Annotated in this window: 12 protein-coding genes; all 12 read left to right on the forward strand. The window is 33.8% G+C overall.

Going from position 1 to position 15995, the window contains the following annotated elements:
• Positions 1-137: 137 nt before the first annotated feature.
• The 12 genes from HNS40_RS13735 to HNS40_RS13785 all read left to right on the forward strand — a co-directional run bounded on the left by HNS40_RS13735 (position 138) and on the right by HNS40_RS13785 (position 15869).
• Positions 138-1049 (forward strand): PD40 domain-containing protein, encoded by a 912-nt coding sequence (locus HNS40_RS13735; protein WP_172281766.1) that lies wholly within the window; start codon positions 138-140, stop codon positions 1047-1049.
• A 14-nt stretch (positions 1050-1063) separates the two neighbouring features.
• A complete protein-coding gene (locus HNS40_RS13740) occupies positions 1064-3085 on the forward strand; it encodes an FG-GAP-like repeat-containing protein (RefSeq protein ID WP_172281768.1) in 2022 nt (673 codons plus the stop codon).
• Positions 3086-3166: 81 nt separating this feature from the next.
• Entirely contained in the window at positions 3167-3850 is a 684-nt protein-coding gene (locus tag HNS40_RS13745; protein ID WP_172281770.1) for a CPBP family intramembrane glutamic endopeptidase, read from the forward strand.
• Between the two features lie 27 nt (positions 3851-3877).
• Complete coding sequence (locus HNS40_RS13750; RefSeq protein WP_172281772.1) at positions 3878-4984, forward strand: alpha/beta hydrolase-fold protein; 1107 nt, start codon at positions 3878-3880, stop codon at positions 4982-4984.
• The gene (locus tag HNS40_RS13755) at positions 4974-6170 is read left to right on the forward strand and encodes a hypothetical protein (protein ID WP_216663668.1); all 1197 of its coding nucleotides are present in this window, start codon (positions 4974-4976) and stop codon (positions 6168-6170) included. The genes HNS40_RS13750 and HNS40_RS13755 overlap by 11 nt, the downstream gene beginning before the upstream one ends.
• A 73-nt stretch (positions 6171-6243) precedes the next feature.
• Positions 6244-6984: an NAD(P)-binding oxidoreductase gene (locus tag HNS40_RS13760; protein ID WP_172281774.1), complete on the forward strand. Its 741-nt coding sequence runs from the start codon at positions 6244-6246 to the stop codon at positions 6982-6984.
• A 51-nt stretch (positions 6985-7035) separates the two neighbouring features.
• Entirely contained in the window at positions 7036-7179 is a 144-nt protein-coding gene (locus HNS40_RS22940) for a hypothetical protein (RefSeq protein ID WP_216664175.1), read from the forward strand.
• A 4-nt stretch (positions 7180-7183) separates the two neighbouring features.
• Positions 7184-8500 carry a serine hydrolase gene (locus tag HNS40_RS13765; protein ID WP_172281776.1) on the forward strand — a complete coding sequence of 439 codons (1317 nt, stop codon included), beginning with the start codon at positions 7184-7186 and terminating at the stop codon, positions 8498-8500.
• A gap of 74 nt (positions 8501-8574) precedes the next feature.
• A complete protein-coding gene (locus HNS40_RS13770; protein WP_172281778.1) occupies positions 8575-9471 on the forward strand; it encodes a M28 family metallopeptidase in 897 nt (298 codons plus the stop codon).
• A gap of 62 nt (positions 9472-9533) precedes the next feature.
• A complete protein-coding gene (locus tag HNS40_RS13775) occupies positions 9534-12611 on the forward strand; it encodes an ATP-binding protein (RefSeq protein WP_172281780.1) in 3078 nt (1025 codons plus the stop codon).
• Positions 12612-12742: 131 nt separating this feature from the next.
• Positions 12743-14572, forward strand: coding sequence for a DUF3471 domain-containing protein (locus tag HNS40_RS13780; RefSeq protein ID WP_172281783.1), 1830 nt, complete (start codon positions 12743-12745; stop codon positions 14570-14572).
• 49 nt (positions 14573-14621) lie between these two features.
• The gene (locus HNS40_RS13785; RefSeq protein WP_172281785.1) at positions 14622-15869 is read left to right on the forward strand and encodes a serine hydrolase; all 1248 of its coding nucleotides are present in this window, start codon (positions 14622-14624) and stop codon (positions 15867-15869) included.
• The last annotated feature ends 126 nt before the right edge of the window (positions 15870-15995 follow it).

Here is a 15995-nt window from a genome sequence, read left to right on the forward strand (position 1 = left end):
AGTAGTATTGAAAATCCAAACTAAATAATTCATCAAAATGAAACAAGCATGATTAAAATAATTATTAATCTCACACGACAATGATTATTTTATATCATGCGGTTCCATCTGACCAATAAAAACAAAAAAATAAACAGATGAAAAATATTCCATTACTAATACTAGTAACCTTTATATGGGTTAGCTGCACTCAAACAGATAAAAACTTTCTTGAATCAAAAGATGCCTATTTTGGACTTACCCCTCCTGGCTTAACTCCTGAAGTCTTTGCCCCTGGTATCGTTTCCGATACTAGTTGGCGTGAGCATTGTCAGTTGGCAATTTCGCCTAATGGTGATGAAATTTACTGGTCGAAATTTGCAAATGATGTTACTGAGCAGATCTATTTCTCTAAATTTATAAATAATAAATGGACAAAAGCGAAACTAGCAGATTTTATAAAGGACGATTTAACGCTTGTGAATGGCCAGCCTACTTTCTCTCCCGACGGAAACAAATTGTTCTTCTATTCCAGAAATCGCCCTGGCGGTTTTGGCTATATAGATGCCTGGTATGTTGAAAGAACGGAAACTGGATGGAGCAAACCCATCAATGCAGGAAAACCATATAATTCAGAAAAAGATGACCGTCCACCAATAATTACTAAATTGGGTAATGCATATAATATGGGAAGGGATTTCATTAATAATAAAGAAGAATTTCTCAAATTCAATTATGCTGACGGTAAATTTTCTGATCCAAAAACAGTGAGTATTTATAAGGATTTTTCATCTTGGTGGCCATTGTTTATTTCACCGGATGAAAGCTATATTATTTTTCCTTCAAATCATGAAAGTGGTTTTGGTGGTCTTGATTTGTATATCAGTTTTAAAGACAAAAATGATAATTGGGGACATCCAATAAATATGGGAGCTGAGATTAACTCTAATCTAACTGAACGTTTTCCTGTCGTATCTCCTGATGGAAAGTATCTGTTTTTTATGCGGCATACAAAAACCTGGGATATTTTTTGGGTGAGTGCAAAAATAATTGATCGAATAAGAAAATAAATAATGACACAATTATGAATAAAAAACATGACATATTAACCGCAAAATTTTTCAAAGTAATAACTATTGGTCTTGTGATAATTGCATTGCAAGTTAATATTGTCAAGGCTCAGGTATCATTAATAACAAATGGGCAAAACATACAAACTACTAATTCCTGGGATATCAAACTGGTAGATATTAACGGGGATGGCCATTTGGATGCATATTTGGGTGGCAAAACATGGCTAAACAATGGGAATGGAAAAATTTCTGAAACAGATCTCAGCTTTGGCTCTGGTATTTTTGCAAGTTTTGGAGACCTCAACGGTGATGGATTTATAGATGTTGTCAGCCAGGATAGCATTTATCTTAATGATGGGGACAATCATTACGAATTCAAAATCAAGCTTTCCTCCGATATTTTAATGTACTCGTCTGTACTAGTAGATGTGGATAAGGATGGAGATATGGACATTATCAGTTGTTCTCAAACTACCGACAGAATTCTAATTAACGATGGCAAAGGCAATTTTACGAATACAGGGAAAAGCCTTGGAGGTTGGGGACAGGCAAGCTATACTTTCGGCGATATCAATAGTGATGGTTTTACCGATATCTATGTGGCTATTCCTCACACCCCTCCTCCTGCAATGAAGCATTCTGCAAACAAAATTTGGTTGGGTAGTGCCGAAAAGAAGTTTACTGAAAGGAGCCATGATATTTCTGGTGCAGTAAGTCGAAATGCACTTCTATGTGATTTTGATAATGATGGCTACATGGATTTATTTCTTGCCAGTAATAGTGAAGCCGGAAATATGATATTTTTTAATGATGGAAAAGGAAACTTTACAGATAGCGGACAAAAACTTGGTGATAATTCCGGTTCTGCAAAAACCGCTGATTTTGACAGCGATGGTGATTCTGATTTATTTATCTGCCATGGCAAAGTTCCTTTTGGCGATGGAGCCCCCAACAAAGTTTGGCACAATGACGGTAAAGGACACTTTAGAGATAGTAAGCTTAGTTTGGGAAATTCAAATAGTGCAGCAGTAGCGCTGGGTGATATGAATAAAGATGGTAAAATAGATGCTGTTATTGTAAATGTAAAATTAGACCCTAAGAATAGCTATGCCTCTGTTCCTTGTCCTGTGGAAATATGGTTTAACAATGCTTTCGAAAGTAATAATTTAAATGAATCAAAAGATGCATATTTCGGTTTAACACCTCCGGGATTAATCCCAGAAGTCTTTGCTCCCAGAATAGTTTCAATAGATACCACAATTGAACATGGATCGCCAACATTTTCTCCCGATGGAAAACAACTTTTCTGGCAATCTAACCTACGCCATACAGGCAAGGAAACAGAAGTTTTCCTAAAAACCATGCGTTGTATTGAGGGTCAATGGACAGAATCTGAAATGTCACCTTTTGGAGGCATGCCTGCATTTTCCCCCGATGGTCAGCAAATCTACTTTATCGCCTTGGATACCGAAAATGATAAAGGACTATATATGTCCACTAAACAAAATGAGAAATGGAGTGAGCCAAAAAGCCTGAACTTGCTTGCACGATTCCCTGAGCTTAAGTATTTATATGGCCCCTCTGTTACAAACAAAGGAACACTTTATTTCTTTGCACATGCTGAAGGTCTCGAAACCTTGAATAATTTTGGCATTTATCGCTCAGAATTAAATGATGGTGTTTATGAAAAACCCCAATTACTCCCTTCATCCATTAATATGGCCGGCGGAACATTTAATTGGACGCCCTTTATCACCCCCGACGAAAGCTACATTCTATTCTCATCCAACCGCTTAAGCCCAGATAAAGATTTTGGCGATATTTATATCTGTTTCCGGAGTAATAACGGTAATTGGACAGAGGCTATTAATTTAGGAAAGAACATTAATTCTGATCGACAAGAGCGTTTTCCTTATGTATCTCCAGACGGTAAATATCTTTTTTTTACTCGCTGGATTGCCAGAGGTAACGAAGATATTATGTGGGTGAGTTCAAGAATTATTGACGATCTAAAAAATGAAGTTATAAAATAAAGTCAAATAAAGATCATGAAGAAATCGAGTTTTAATATATGAATTTAGCTGCAATAAGATTAAGAGTTAAAAACTAAAAAAATGGACATTAGAAATTACATTGGCATTACATCATTAACTGAAGAAAGAAAGAAACCTTTGATTTACGCATTTATATTCTTCATTCTTTACATATGTGCTTCTATTTTTGGCTCAGAAATACAGAAAATATTGAACTTGGATATGAAGATGGGATGGGTGCAGCAAATTGTAAGTGCCATAATAATACTTCTTTTCGCGTTCTTTTTTAAAGCACCAAGGCAACTATTGGCACTGGTAAAACCAAAAGATAAAAATTGGTTGAAATACACGGTTTTTATTGGCGTGATATTTTCCATATGGAATCTTATTACTTCAGTGTTATCAGATGATCCAAGTGTAAAATTAGGCCTTGAATATTACCTGTTTGAGTTGACAATGCCAAGCTTTTCAGAAGAAATTTGTTTGAGAGGAGCAGTTTTTGGTTTTGTATTGTACTATGTTAAGCAATCAGGTTTATCAAACTTTAAAATCTGGATAATTGTGATCATACAAGTATTACCTTTTGCAATTGCTCATCTATTGCATGTGGAAAGTTTCGGTGAAGGATTAAGAATATTTCTTTTCACATTTTCTGCTGGACTTGGATTAAGTTGGCTAAGAATAAAGACAGGTTCTATATTCCCTTCTATGATTGCACACAGTATAATAAATGTTTTAGATAACATATTGGGGTATTTATTGTGATTATAAAAATGATTAAACTTTGATTATATGAAAAAGATAGTACTCGTGTTATTTGTAATATTACAGACAAGTGTGTTTTGTCAAGACATTGATAAACAGTTTGTTTTTACCGATACTATTCAGTCAAGATTCTTAAATGAAAGTAAGCTGATCCATATTTACTTGCCTCCTGATTATTACAGTTCAAATGATTCTTATCCTTTACAAATAGTATTAGGCTATTATTCGAGAACTCGCATGTATTATTCTATCTCGGAATATTTAAGCAGACCCTATCATATGATAGAATTGAATCAATTGCACACAATCCCTGAGTCAATTGTTGTTGGTATTGGCAACCCGAATTCAAAGAATATGAATGAGTATGATAAGTTTATAATTCAGGAAGTAATTCCTTTAATTAACAAAAAGTATAGAAAGTGTCATTTCAAAACAATCATTGGACATTCTATTGGTGGAGAATTGGTTTTACATTCTATGTTAGATGAGAATAGTCCTTTTCAAGCTTTTTATAGCTCAGCACCTGTAAACTCAGATTATTTTATTGAAGTGTTGAGCATTGAAGAAAAAATGTCATTTCTCAAAGAATCTAAAAAACGTTTATTCTTAGCTGCCAGTAAGCAAGACTATTTTTACGAATGGAATTTAAAACTTATTGATGCATTTAATGAAATAGGTAGTGGGACCTTTTTATTCAAACCAATTTTAAAAACTTCCGATAATCATCATACTATTTTTCCTGTCACCATAACAGATGCATTGTTCTTTATTTTTAAAGATTGGAAATTTACTATTCCTGAAAAAGACTCTTCTAATATGACAGAGTTATTCCTAGAGCATTATAAACTTTTATCAGAGAAGATAGGTATAGACATAAGCCCACCAGAGTTTGATTTTTATTTATTAGCATACGTTCTTAATGAGAGAAATCAACTTGAAGAAAAAATAAAGTTATTGGAAACATGTAAAAAACTTTACCCAAACGCGCAAAGTGCTGATGCCTATTTAGCAAGGACCTATTATTCGGTGGGTGATTTGAAGAAAGCAAGGAAACATAATGAGCAATCATTATCTTTAAATCCAGATAATGAGTTTGCCTTAGAAACTAAAAAATTGATTGAGAATGAAGAATAAAAATGTCATAATATTAATAATTGCCTTGCTAACCATTAGCTTTCAATCTCATGCATGTAGCATGTTTGTTATTAAAAAAGATGGGAAGGTGATGGTTGGTAATAACGAGGATTTTTATAATCAAAATTCTCGGATGTGGTTTGAAAAAGGCAATAAAAATGAATTCGGAGTTGTATATGTTGGATTTGATGACTTATGGCCTCAAGGAGCAATTAATGATAAGGGGCTTGTTTTTGACGGATTTGCAATGCCAAATTTAGAAATCAAAGATTTTGAAGGTAAAGATTCACCTGAGCATGAAGATTTCTTACAATTCATAATGCGAACTTGTTCTAAAGTTGAAGAAGTAAAAGATATTTTCTTAAAATGGGATTTACGAGGCATGGAAACTTCGATGTTTTATTTTGTGGATAAATCCGGAAAGCAATTAATTGTAGAAGGAGATTTTATAGAAATTAGAAATCAATCATATGATATCATATCAAATTTTTACCCTTCGCAATGTGACAATTTAAATGATGTCACCATAGAATTTTATCAGAAAGGAAGAAAATTAATAGAAACAAAACAAGAAACAAGTGTTAGCTTTTGCACCTCATTATTAGATAGCTTACATCAGGAATCAAGTTGGGGAGGCGGCACACTTTATTCTACTCTTTACGATTTAAATGAAGGAATTATTTACTTATATTATAATCATAATTTCAACAATGTTATTACGATCAATATCAAAGAAGAATTACAAAAAGAGAATCATATAATTGAAATTCCAAAATTATTTCCGGATAACAAAAAAGGCCAAGAATTTTATAAGAATTATAATGAGACCATTTCAAAAATTGAAGAATTAGGATATGCCAAAACAATTTCATGTTCAGAGAATATTTCTGAATTGGAGAAATTCTTTAACAATGTTCAGAAAATAACTATTTACAGGGAATATTTTGACAAGGCAGCTGACAAATGGGAAGAAACGGAAGATTTTAAAAGTGCGATTAAAGTTTATGAAGTTATGGCGATGTTTTTTCCTGATGATTATCAAATATATTACAAACTTGGTGAAGCTAATTTTAATTTGAAGCTTTATAATAAAGCACTACTGAATTATCAAGAATGTTCCAAACTTATACCAGAAAACGAAAAATTAAAAGAAAAAATTAATGCGGTTAAAGAATTAATTGAATAAAAAACATTTTCTGTGAAAATCAGCAACTTAACAATCGTTGTAAATAAGAAAACATAAAAAAGAGAGGAATGATATGAAAGTCTTAGTATTAGGTGCAAATGGAGCTACTGGTTTTAATGTTGTTACTCAATTATTAAAGCAAGGGATTGGTGTGAAAGCCTTAACAAGAAATGTAGGAAAATTTGATTTGATAAAAAGTACCGAGCATATAGAAGTAATAAAAGGTAGCATATTAGAACTCGATCATCAAATATTGAAACACTATTTAAGTGATGTAGATGCTGTGGTATCTTGTCTGGGGCATAATATTACACTTAAGGGAATATTTGAAAAGCCATATACACTCGTAGTTGATGCATTAATAAAAACGATTAATTCTATTAAGGAAATTAATAAAAACAAAACCGTGAAAATAGTATTGATGAATACTACGGCATGTATAAACAAATCGCAGAATGAGAAGTTCAAAATAACTGAGAATATTGTAATGAAGATGATGAGGTTTTTATTACCACCACAACGTGACAATGATTTAGCATTAAGACATTTGATCGAAACAGTTGGTATAAGCAACCAACTTATTGAATGGATAGCAGTAAGACCTGATACCTTAATAAATGAAGCTGAAGTATCAGAATATACCATCCACCCTTCACCTGTTAGAAGTCCAATATTTGATGCTGGCAAAACAAGTAGAATTAATGTTGCCAATTTTATGGTAAGTCTGCTAAAAGATGAGGACCTTTGGGAAAAATGGAAATATAAAACTCCGGTTATTTATAATAGGGAAGCAAAAAAACAAAAAAAAACATAGAGTTCCCTTTGTTTAGTAGAAATAAATAATCCGAGTGAGAATACAACTTAAATGATGGTTGATTTTAATGAAGGACATTATTTCAATAGTACCAAAACAAAATCAAATGAAAAATTAGCAAATAATTTTTCATTTGATTTCTGGCAAACAGGCCATCCTGAATATCAGAATAACGAAACGATTAGTAAGCATTAGAGAAATGAATCTAAAACACTTACATATTATACCCATTCTTTTGATACTCATTTTGAGTACCAATGTTTATTCACAAAACCCAAAAGAAAATTGGGAAAAGTATAAACAGATTGAGCAATCAGGATTTTCTATAGAAAACTTAGCCATAGCAAAAGCATATTATGACTCCTTAAATTCCTCCGCATTTCTGATCATTCAAAATGGGAAGGTAGTTGCTGATTGGGGAGATATTAACAGAAGATTTATACTTCATTCAGTTAGAAAAAGTATTCTTAATTCCTTATATGGAATTTATTCTGAGAATGGAACCATAGAGCTAAATTATACAATTGGAGAAATTGGAATTACAGATAAGGATTCATTATCTGATCTTGAAAAATCTGCCAAAATAATTCATCTGTTAAAGGCTCGCTCAGGAATTTATCATAAAGCAGCGGCAGAACCACCCTGGGTGGATGATTACAGACCTGAAAGAAATAGTGTCAAGCCAGATTCACTGTGGTTTTATAATAACTGGGATTTTAATGTATTGGGGACGATTTTTGAGCAATCAACACAAACTTCAATTTATGAAGCTTTATACAATGATATTGCCACACCATTGCAAATGCAGGATTATAGAATTATTGATGGAGAATATTACTACGAACTCGAATATTCGAATCATCCTGCCTACCATTTAAAGATGTCGGCAAGAGATTTGGCAAGATATGGTCAACTTTTTTTACAAGAAGGTTTATGGAATGATAAACAGATATTATCAAAAAATTGGGTAGATAGCAGTACTTATCCGGTTTCAAAACACGGCGGCGGAGGAAAAATTGGAAGATGGTATGGCTGGTTATGGAACGTTTCTGAATATTATCAGGATTACAAAATGTATTATGCTGCAGGTGCTGGAGGACAATTCCTTGCTATTTTTCCGACAGAAGACTTGATTTTGGTAAACCTTTGCAATACATATCAGAGGGACAAATTATATGATAAAGAAATCGTTAAATTATTTGACTTGATTTTAGCATCAAAGATGAACAAACCGATAGATAATCCAGCCTTAATCACATTAAAAACAAGTTCACGGATACCTGAAAAATTATATCAGCAAAAAATAAACCATTCAAAATATATTGGTGATTTTACGATTGATGGCAGAAAAGCTTTGATTATTGAACTGAATGGCGATTTGATTCTTAAGGATTATTTCATGAAACTAAAACTATTCCCTATTTCGCCAAATCGCTTTTTTGTTGAGGATATAGAGAAATATTTGATTGTTGTACTGGATAAAAAAGGATTCGCAACTAAACTGAGTTATGATTAATAGGAGAAGAAATAGATGTATTCCATCAAAACAAAGAAAATTTAAAAATACAGTATGTAATAAAGAGCATTAGAATGAAAAAAACGGCATATATTTTTATATTAATAGTATCAATGAGCTTTCAATTATTTGGACAAAATCCTTTGATAAGTAACGTTGTAAATCTGGTTTCCGGAGATTCTATCTTTAACAATATTGCCTTGCTCGAACAAATGGAACGATATACGCCAGACAATAATCTTGAATGTGTCAATCATTTAATTTCAAGTTTGGATAACATCGGAATGGACACCATTTATTTGCAGAAGTATACCCAAGGCTGGTTACCCAATATAATAGCTGTTAAATATGGCACATTGTCCCCTGATTCTGTTTACGTATTGGGTGCTCATTACGATAGCTATAAAAGTGGAGCACCTGCTGCCGATGATAATGCTTCTGGCACTTCAGGTGTTCTTGAAGCTACTCGTATCTTGTCTAAATATAAGTTTAAAAAAACAATAATGATGGTTCTCTTTTCTGGTGAAGAAACCGGACGCTGGGGTAGTAAAGCTTTTACTGACAGTATCGTAAATAATAATATTATAATATTAGGCATGATCAATCTTGATATGATATCGTATGTAAATGATGGTGATCATATAAGCGTAAGTATTTGTGTAAATAAACTATCTTTAGATTTAATGAATATATATACAAATGCTGTAAGTGTTTATGCCCCAAACTTGAAATATGCAGTTGATTCAACATCAATGATTGTTTCAGCAGGAGACCATTCGTCATTTTGGGATAAAAATGTTCCTGCTGTCATGCTAATTGATGAAATTGATCTTTTTAGCGATAATTTCAATAATCATATACATTCAAATAATGATATACTTGGTTTATCAGCTAATAGTAAAATAGAAGCCGAACTAATTACGAAATCAGCTGTTGCAACAATAATTAATATTGTAGAGATGGATAAGTAGTAACTTATTAGTTCTTCTATAAATGAAAGCTTGTTATAATGTAATTTATAAGTGTTGATGATTTGAAAACAATAACCTTTAAAATATTTTTTGTACTTGCATTTTTAGCAGGTTTCAATATCGTGTTTCCTAACACCTTTATCGATATTATTAAGTTAAAACCTCAGCTAAAGCCCAGAAATATTAAATCTGAAGAAATGCAATCCTTTTATGACGGAGGCATTTACTATTATAATAATGCTGAATATATTTATGCCGAGCAAGCCTTTTTAAAAGTCATAAACACGGCTGAAAAACCACAAGATAAAAAAATACTTTCCTATTCTTTTCATTTTTTAGGTAATATCGAAAGCTGGAAATCCAATTTTTCACAATCCATATATTATCATAAAAAGGCTCACAAATTGTTTCTTGAATTAAAAAATTCGGAATATGTAGCTATCTCAAACAATAAAATTTCATTTGGTTTTACCTCTTTGGGTGAGTATGACAGTACTCTGGTTTATTGTCAAAGTAATATTAAAAACAGAAAATTAATTGAGGCCAATTATGCAGTGCTAAATTCTTATAAAGTTATAGCAGGAACTTATGCAAGACTTTATAATTACAAATTATCTTACCAATATTTGCAGGAAGCCATAGAATACGCCGAAGAATTGGGAGATAATCAATCATTAGGTGAGATGTATTTAACAGCAGGTTTATTATTCCTGAATAATCATGTAAACAAAGATATAGCACTGGAGTATTTACTTGAAGCACAAGGCCTTTTTGAAGACCAAAAGAATAAGATATACATCAACTTGACGAAGCTTCAGATTGGTGATGTTTATTTCAAAACTGGAAATGATACTCTAGCAATGAAGTATTATAATGAAGTAATTGCAAGCACTCGGCAAAGCAATTATGCCATGCTCTCTGCTGCAAACCATAAAATAGGGATGGTATTTAAAGAAGGAGGTGAGTATGAGAAAGCATTGGAATACTTGCAAAAAAGTATTGATGGAATGTGTAAGGTATGCCCCGAAATTCAAATACATCAAACACTGATAGAAGCTGCCCGCACTTCTATAATTACAGGCGATTCAGCACAAGCTTTTATATATTTAAATCGATCAAAAAATATTGCAAGCGAATCTGAGTCACGTTTAGAAATGGCCATATCTTATAAAGAATTGGGAATTTACTACCAATTGATTAATAATAACGATAGCTCCATTTACTATTTAGAACTTTCACATCATCTCGCTATAGATTTAGGATTACCCAAGAGGATAAAAACAACTGCTGAATTACTGAGTGAGAAATACTATTTAAATGGGAAATATAAAACTGCATCCAATTATTTGAAGATGGCCATTCAAATGAACGATAGTTTAGCAAGTATTGAAAAGTATAATGAGGTGGCAAAACTTGAAATGAGGTTTGAAATTGAAAAAAAAGAAGCAGAAATCTCAAAACAAAAGCTCCTCAGAAATTCTTTTATTGGGGGCGCATTTTTACTCGTTATTTTCGGATTAATGCTTTGGAGAGCTTACCGAAACAAAAAAAAGGACAACCAGCTACTGGCAGAACAAAAAGCCGAGATTCAGGAAATTTCAAATATACTTCAACAATCCACCAAGCGCAAACTCGACTTCTTTACCAATATCTCTCATGAAATTCGGACGCCCTTAACATTGATAAAATCACCTTTGGAAAGAATTCTTAAATCAGAAACACAAGAAGAGGAAATTGGAAATCAACTTCAACTGGCCATCAAGAATACAAACAAATTGAAATCACTAGTGAATCAAATCCTTGATTTACAAAAGCTCGATGAGGATTTATTATGTTTGGATCTATCTGAATTTGAAATCATCTCCTTTTGCAAAGAAATAGTGGCTTCCTTCGAAGGCTATTCCTCTCAAAACCATTGCAAGCTTATCTTTGAAGCAAATATTGCTAAAGCTCAAATCAAATTCGACCAAGGACGTTTGCAATCCATCATCACAAACTTATTATCCAATGCTTTCAAGTTTAATAAAGAGAATGGTGAGGTTGACTTCAAACTTCATTTAAACCAACAGCAACTAGGTTTAGAAATTAGTGATACTGGAAAAGGGATGAATGGCGAACATATTAAAAAACTGGGAGAGAGATATTATCAAATAGAGGATTCCAATACAAATGTTGAGGGCAGTGGTATTGGTTTGGCTTATGTCAAAGAAATTGTAGCCCTGGCAAAAGGAAAATTTAGCGTTTCCAGTGAACCGGGAAAGGGTACAGATATTACCATCTCCTTGCCTCTTGAGAGCGTTGAAATTCAGGAAGGAACTCCTATTAAGCTCGAAATGATAAACCGAGATCAAAATGTAAATCAATTTGAAAACCTGAACTTGGAGCCCAATGAAAATCCGCAGATTTTAATCGTTGAAGATAATGATGAATTGCGCTTGTTTTTACGAGACCTGTTTTCTCCTTCCTATCAGGTTATTTGTGCCAAGGATGGTGAAGAAGGAAAGGACTTGGCTTTAAAACACCTTCCCGATTTAATAATCAGTGATGTGATGATGCCCAAGATGCAAGGCAATGAATTGTGTAAATTGCTTAAAAATGATATCAATACCAGCCACATCACCATTATCCTATTTACCGCTATAGGTGGAGCTGACAGTATCATTGATGGCTACGATTGTGGAGCTGATGATTATATCGTCAAGCCCTTTGATACAGATGTATTGCTTAAAAAAGTACTTAACATCATTTCAACAGGAGAAAATGCCAGAAAGAAATTCAGCTTCACTGATATGGAGCACTCGAAAAATATTTACTCCGATTTCGACAAGAAATTTCTTGAAGATTGCAAATCTATTATTAAGACTAACCTCGACAATACTCATTTTACAGTTGAATTTTTTGCGGAAAACTTGAGTATGCATAGAAGGACCCTATTACGTAAATTTAATGCCTTAACGGGTAAATCACCAATAGATCTGATCAGACATAGCAGAATGACTCAAGCTGCCAAATTACTCAAAGAAAAATACCGTGTAAACGAAGTGGCCTTGATGGTGGGTTATGAAGATACCAAGCGATTTAGTCAGGCATTTAAACAATTTCATGGTGTCTCACCTTCCAACTTTCAACAAGGATTTTAGAGTCTTTTTCCCTTATTTCTTCTGTTTTTTTTGTGATGTCCAGATTTGCTACTCATACTGTCTCCATTTGCAGGCCTAAGTCTGCTGAGTATTTACTTGATTTGTAGAAGATTAATATAAAAACAAAAATGATGTTCAAAAGAATCACATTCATATTATTGGCAATTATTTTTAGCCAGGGAATTCTAAAGTCACAGACAAACCAACTGACAGATACCACGGTATATACTCTTGGTTTCTCCACCTATCTTTCACAAATAGATAAATATGCATCAGGAGTAGATGTTTATACCGATAACGAAGGTTATTCGTATATTTCAGGTAACACCAAAGACAGAAATTTCCCCGCCACAGAAGGAGCTTATCAAACACAATTAAAAGGCGATGGTTTGGCAGATGTCTTTGTAGCAAAATATTCACCCGAAGGAGAACTCGTATTTGCCACACTGATTGGTGGTACAAAAAGAGAACATCATTCAGGAATAACGGTAGATGATGCAGGTTACATTTATATAGCCGGAGGAACAGAATCTCCAGATTTCCCTACAACTGAGGGAGCCTATGACACCAGTTTTAACGGAGCAAAATCGTGGGGCGGGGATGTGTTCGTAACTAAATTAAACCCAATGGGAACTGAAATTGTTTTTTCTACATTTATTGGAGGAGCGGCTCAAGAAACAATAGGGTCAGGAGGTATTAAGGTTGATTCTAAAGGTAATGTTATTATTGTGGGAGTTACCGCCTCTCATGACTTTCCTTTAACACAAGGTGTCATTGATGATAATGATAACTTACATGGTTTCCTCTCTAAATTGAGTCCCGATGGTCACAAATTGCTGTTTTCTACTTTTTTTGGGAGCAGCCAAAGAGAAGGCATAGCAGGATTTACTATCGATGACAAAGACAATATTTATTTGGTAGGTGCTACCCATACAGCAGGCTTACCTGTAACGGGTAATGCTTTTCGAAAAGAGATCATGATACCTGAATCCGGATATTTAATGGATCATTTTATAGCCAAAATAAATGCCAGGAATCACAAAACTTCCTATTTAAGCTATTTCGCAACCAATGCATATACTATGTCATCTGTACAATGGACTAAGCCAAATAGACTGATAGTTTGTGGCAGCACTACTGGAGAAAGCTTCCCGGTAACGGAAAATGCAATAAGTAAAATAGGGAAAGGTAAGCTGGATTGCTTTGTATCTGTATTTAATTCTGAAACCATGAGCTTAGAATATGCCAGCCTGTTTGGAGGAAGTGATGAAGATCGCATTATGTCAGCAAATTTTATTAATAAAGATACCATTGTTGTTGGCGGATTAACAAATTCTGCTGATTTGCCACTTACTGAAAATGCCTTGTATTCAGAATATCCAACTTGTGAGAAGGCCTTTAACTCCTCATTTCTTGGCCTCAAAAAATCATTCGTTTCTGTTATCGATATTAAAAACAGCAAACTCCTTTACTCAAGCTACTTTGGTTCCAGTCATTTATTTAGATTTTACCCTGATCAATACGGAAACATCAGTTTTGTTGGTGAAGCAGGAAAGAAATCAGAAGCAGGAATAACAGGCTTTCCGGTAACTAAAGATGCCACTGAGCCGCCGTCTTATGCAATGGTAGGGCGATTGTTGCTAAACGCTATTCCAAAACCGACGAAGGAAGAATTGTACAAAGATGTGACTGTTGCTGATGCTATACTGGAAACTTATGTAGGTAAATATGAACTAAGTCCTGGTTTTGCACTGACTATTATCAAAAAAGAAAATCAGTTGATATTGCAAGTACCTGAACAAGGAGAACATCTCATATTCCCAAGATCCCAAATTGATTTTTTTATAAATGGATCGGTGATTGAATTTACATTTAATATAAATGAGGCTGAAGAAGTAGAAAGTATGACTATGCATCCGGATGGAGGAGACGATGTTATATGCAAAATAGTAGAAGAATAAACATAAAGCCAAAGCACAGATGAAATAGCCATAAAAAAACCATAAACAGATGAAACAGTATAGAATCACCCTTATATTTCTTCTGATATCTTTTATCACCATTCAATGTCAGAATAGTCATAGAAACACAAATCAGAAAGGTCTTCCTACTGAAGTAGTAAAGACTATTGAAAAACGTATAGAGGAGGGTGTTAATCCAAGTATAGTTATAGCAATAATAGACTCCTCCAGTATTCAATATTTCAATTTTGGGAAAACTGCGGAAGATGGTAAGGATGTAGATGAAAATACCATCTACGAAATAGGGTCTATATCTAAAGTATTTACAGCGTTAATTCTTGCCCAACAAGTACAAAATGGTGAACTCAAACTGGAGGATGAAATAAATAAGTTTCTCCCCTATGACATTGCAGTTCCTGTGATGGGCGATAAGGATATTACATTTGGCAACCTTACAGATCATACTTCTGGCCTTCCTAGAATGCCAAGCAACTTTAAACCTGCCAATCCTAACAATCCTTTTGCAGATTATTCAGTAGAACAGATATATGAGTTTATTTCAAATTATCAACCGGTTCGAAGGGTAGGTTCTGAATACGAATACTCAAATATTGGTCAAGGTCTTTTAGGGCATTTACTGGCATTGAGTAATAATAGTACCTATGAAGAGATGATGATTCAATCCATTGCAAATCCATTGGATATGAACGATACAAGAATTGAATTAACACCGAGAATGAAAGAAAATTTAGCCTTAGGGCATAGTGGCGGGAAGCTTGTTGAAAACTGGGACATCCCAACACTTCCGGGAGCTGGTGCGATTAAAAGCTCAACTTCAGATATGGCAAAGTTTATTTCTGCTAATCTCGCTTATGTAGATAATTCATTTAGGGAGGCCATAAAGCTTAGTCATAAAGTAAGACATGATAAAGCAGGTAGCATGTCTGTAGCCATGGCCTGGCATATTAAAAAAGGTGAAGAGGGGGATGTAATATGGCATAATGGTGGAACAGGTGGATACTCGACTTTTGCTGGATTTGTTAAGGAAACAGGTAAAGGAGTAGTCCTACTTACAAATTCATCAACAAGTGTCGATGATATTGGCTTCTATTTACTTGATTCAGGATCGGAGTTAAAGGAGCTAAGATTCAAAAGTGAAGCCGTTGATATAGCTGAGGCCACTCTCGAAAAATATGTTGGTTTATATGAGTTGAAACCTGAATTCAAAATCACGGTAAGCAAAGAAGGAAAACAACTATTTATTCAGGCTACAGGACAAGAAAGAATAGAGATTTAGGGTCACATAAAAAATTATGGGGAGCAATGGTTTTTAGCCTTTTCATAATTTAAAATGCTATTAAGTAATAACATAGGATCAGATTCAAAATTATGGAAGTAACAAAGGATGGCCACTTCACTGTCG

The sequence above is a fragment of the Lentimicrobium sp. S6 genome (genome assembly GCF_013166635.1).
Taxonomy (GTDB): domain Bacteria; phylum Bacteroidota; class Bacteroidia; order Bacteroidales; family UBA12170; genus UBA12170.

Bases quoted from the DNA above. Each gene is read 5' to 3' on its own strand.
- HNS40_RS13735 (WP_172281766.1), top strand. From the start codon at position 138: ATGAAAAATATTCCATTACTAATACTAGTAACCTTTATATGGGTTAGC.
- HNS40_RS13740 (WP_172281768.1), top strand. From the start codon at position 1,064: ATGAATAAAAAACATGACATATTAACCGCAAAATTTTTCAAAGTAATA.
- HNS40_RS13745 (WP_172281770.1), top strand. From the start codon at position 3,167: ATGGACATTAGAAATTACATTGGCATTACATCATTAACTGAAGAAAGA.
- HNS40_RS13750 (WP_172281772.1), top strand. From the start codon at position 3,878: ATGAAAAAGATAGTACTCGTGTTATTTGTAATATTACAGACAAGTGTG.
- HNS40_RS13755 (WP_216663668.1), top strand. From the start codon at position 4,974: ATGAAGAATAAAAATGTCATAATATTAATAATTGCCTTGCTAACCATT.
- HNS40_RS13760 (WP_172281774.1), top strand. From the start codon at position 6,244: ATGAAAGTCTTAGTATTAGGTGCAAATGGAGCTACTGGTTTTAATGTT.
- HNS40_RS22940 (WP_216664175.1), top strand. From the start codon at position 7,036: ATGATGGTTGATTTTAATGAAGGACATTATTTCAATAGTACCAAAACA.
- HNS40_RS13765 (WP_172281776.1), top strand. From the start codon at position 7,184: ATGAATCTAAAACACTTACATATTATACCCATTCTTTTGATACTCATT.
- HNS40_RS13770 (WP_172281778.1), top strand. From the start codon at position 8,575: ATGAAAAAAACGGCATATATTTTTATATTAATAGTATCAATGAGCTTT.
- HNS40_RS13780 (WP_172281783.1), top strand. From the start codon at position 12,743: ATGTTCAAAAGAATCACATTCATATTATTGGCAATTATTTTTAGCCAG.
- HNS40_RS13785 (WP_172281785.1), top strand. From the start codon at position 14,622: ATGAAACAGTATAGAATCACCCTTATATTTCTTCTGATATCTTTTATC.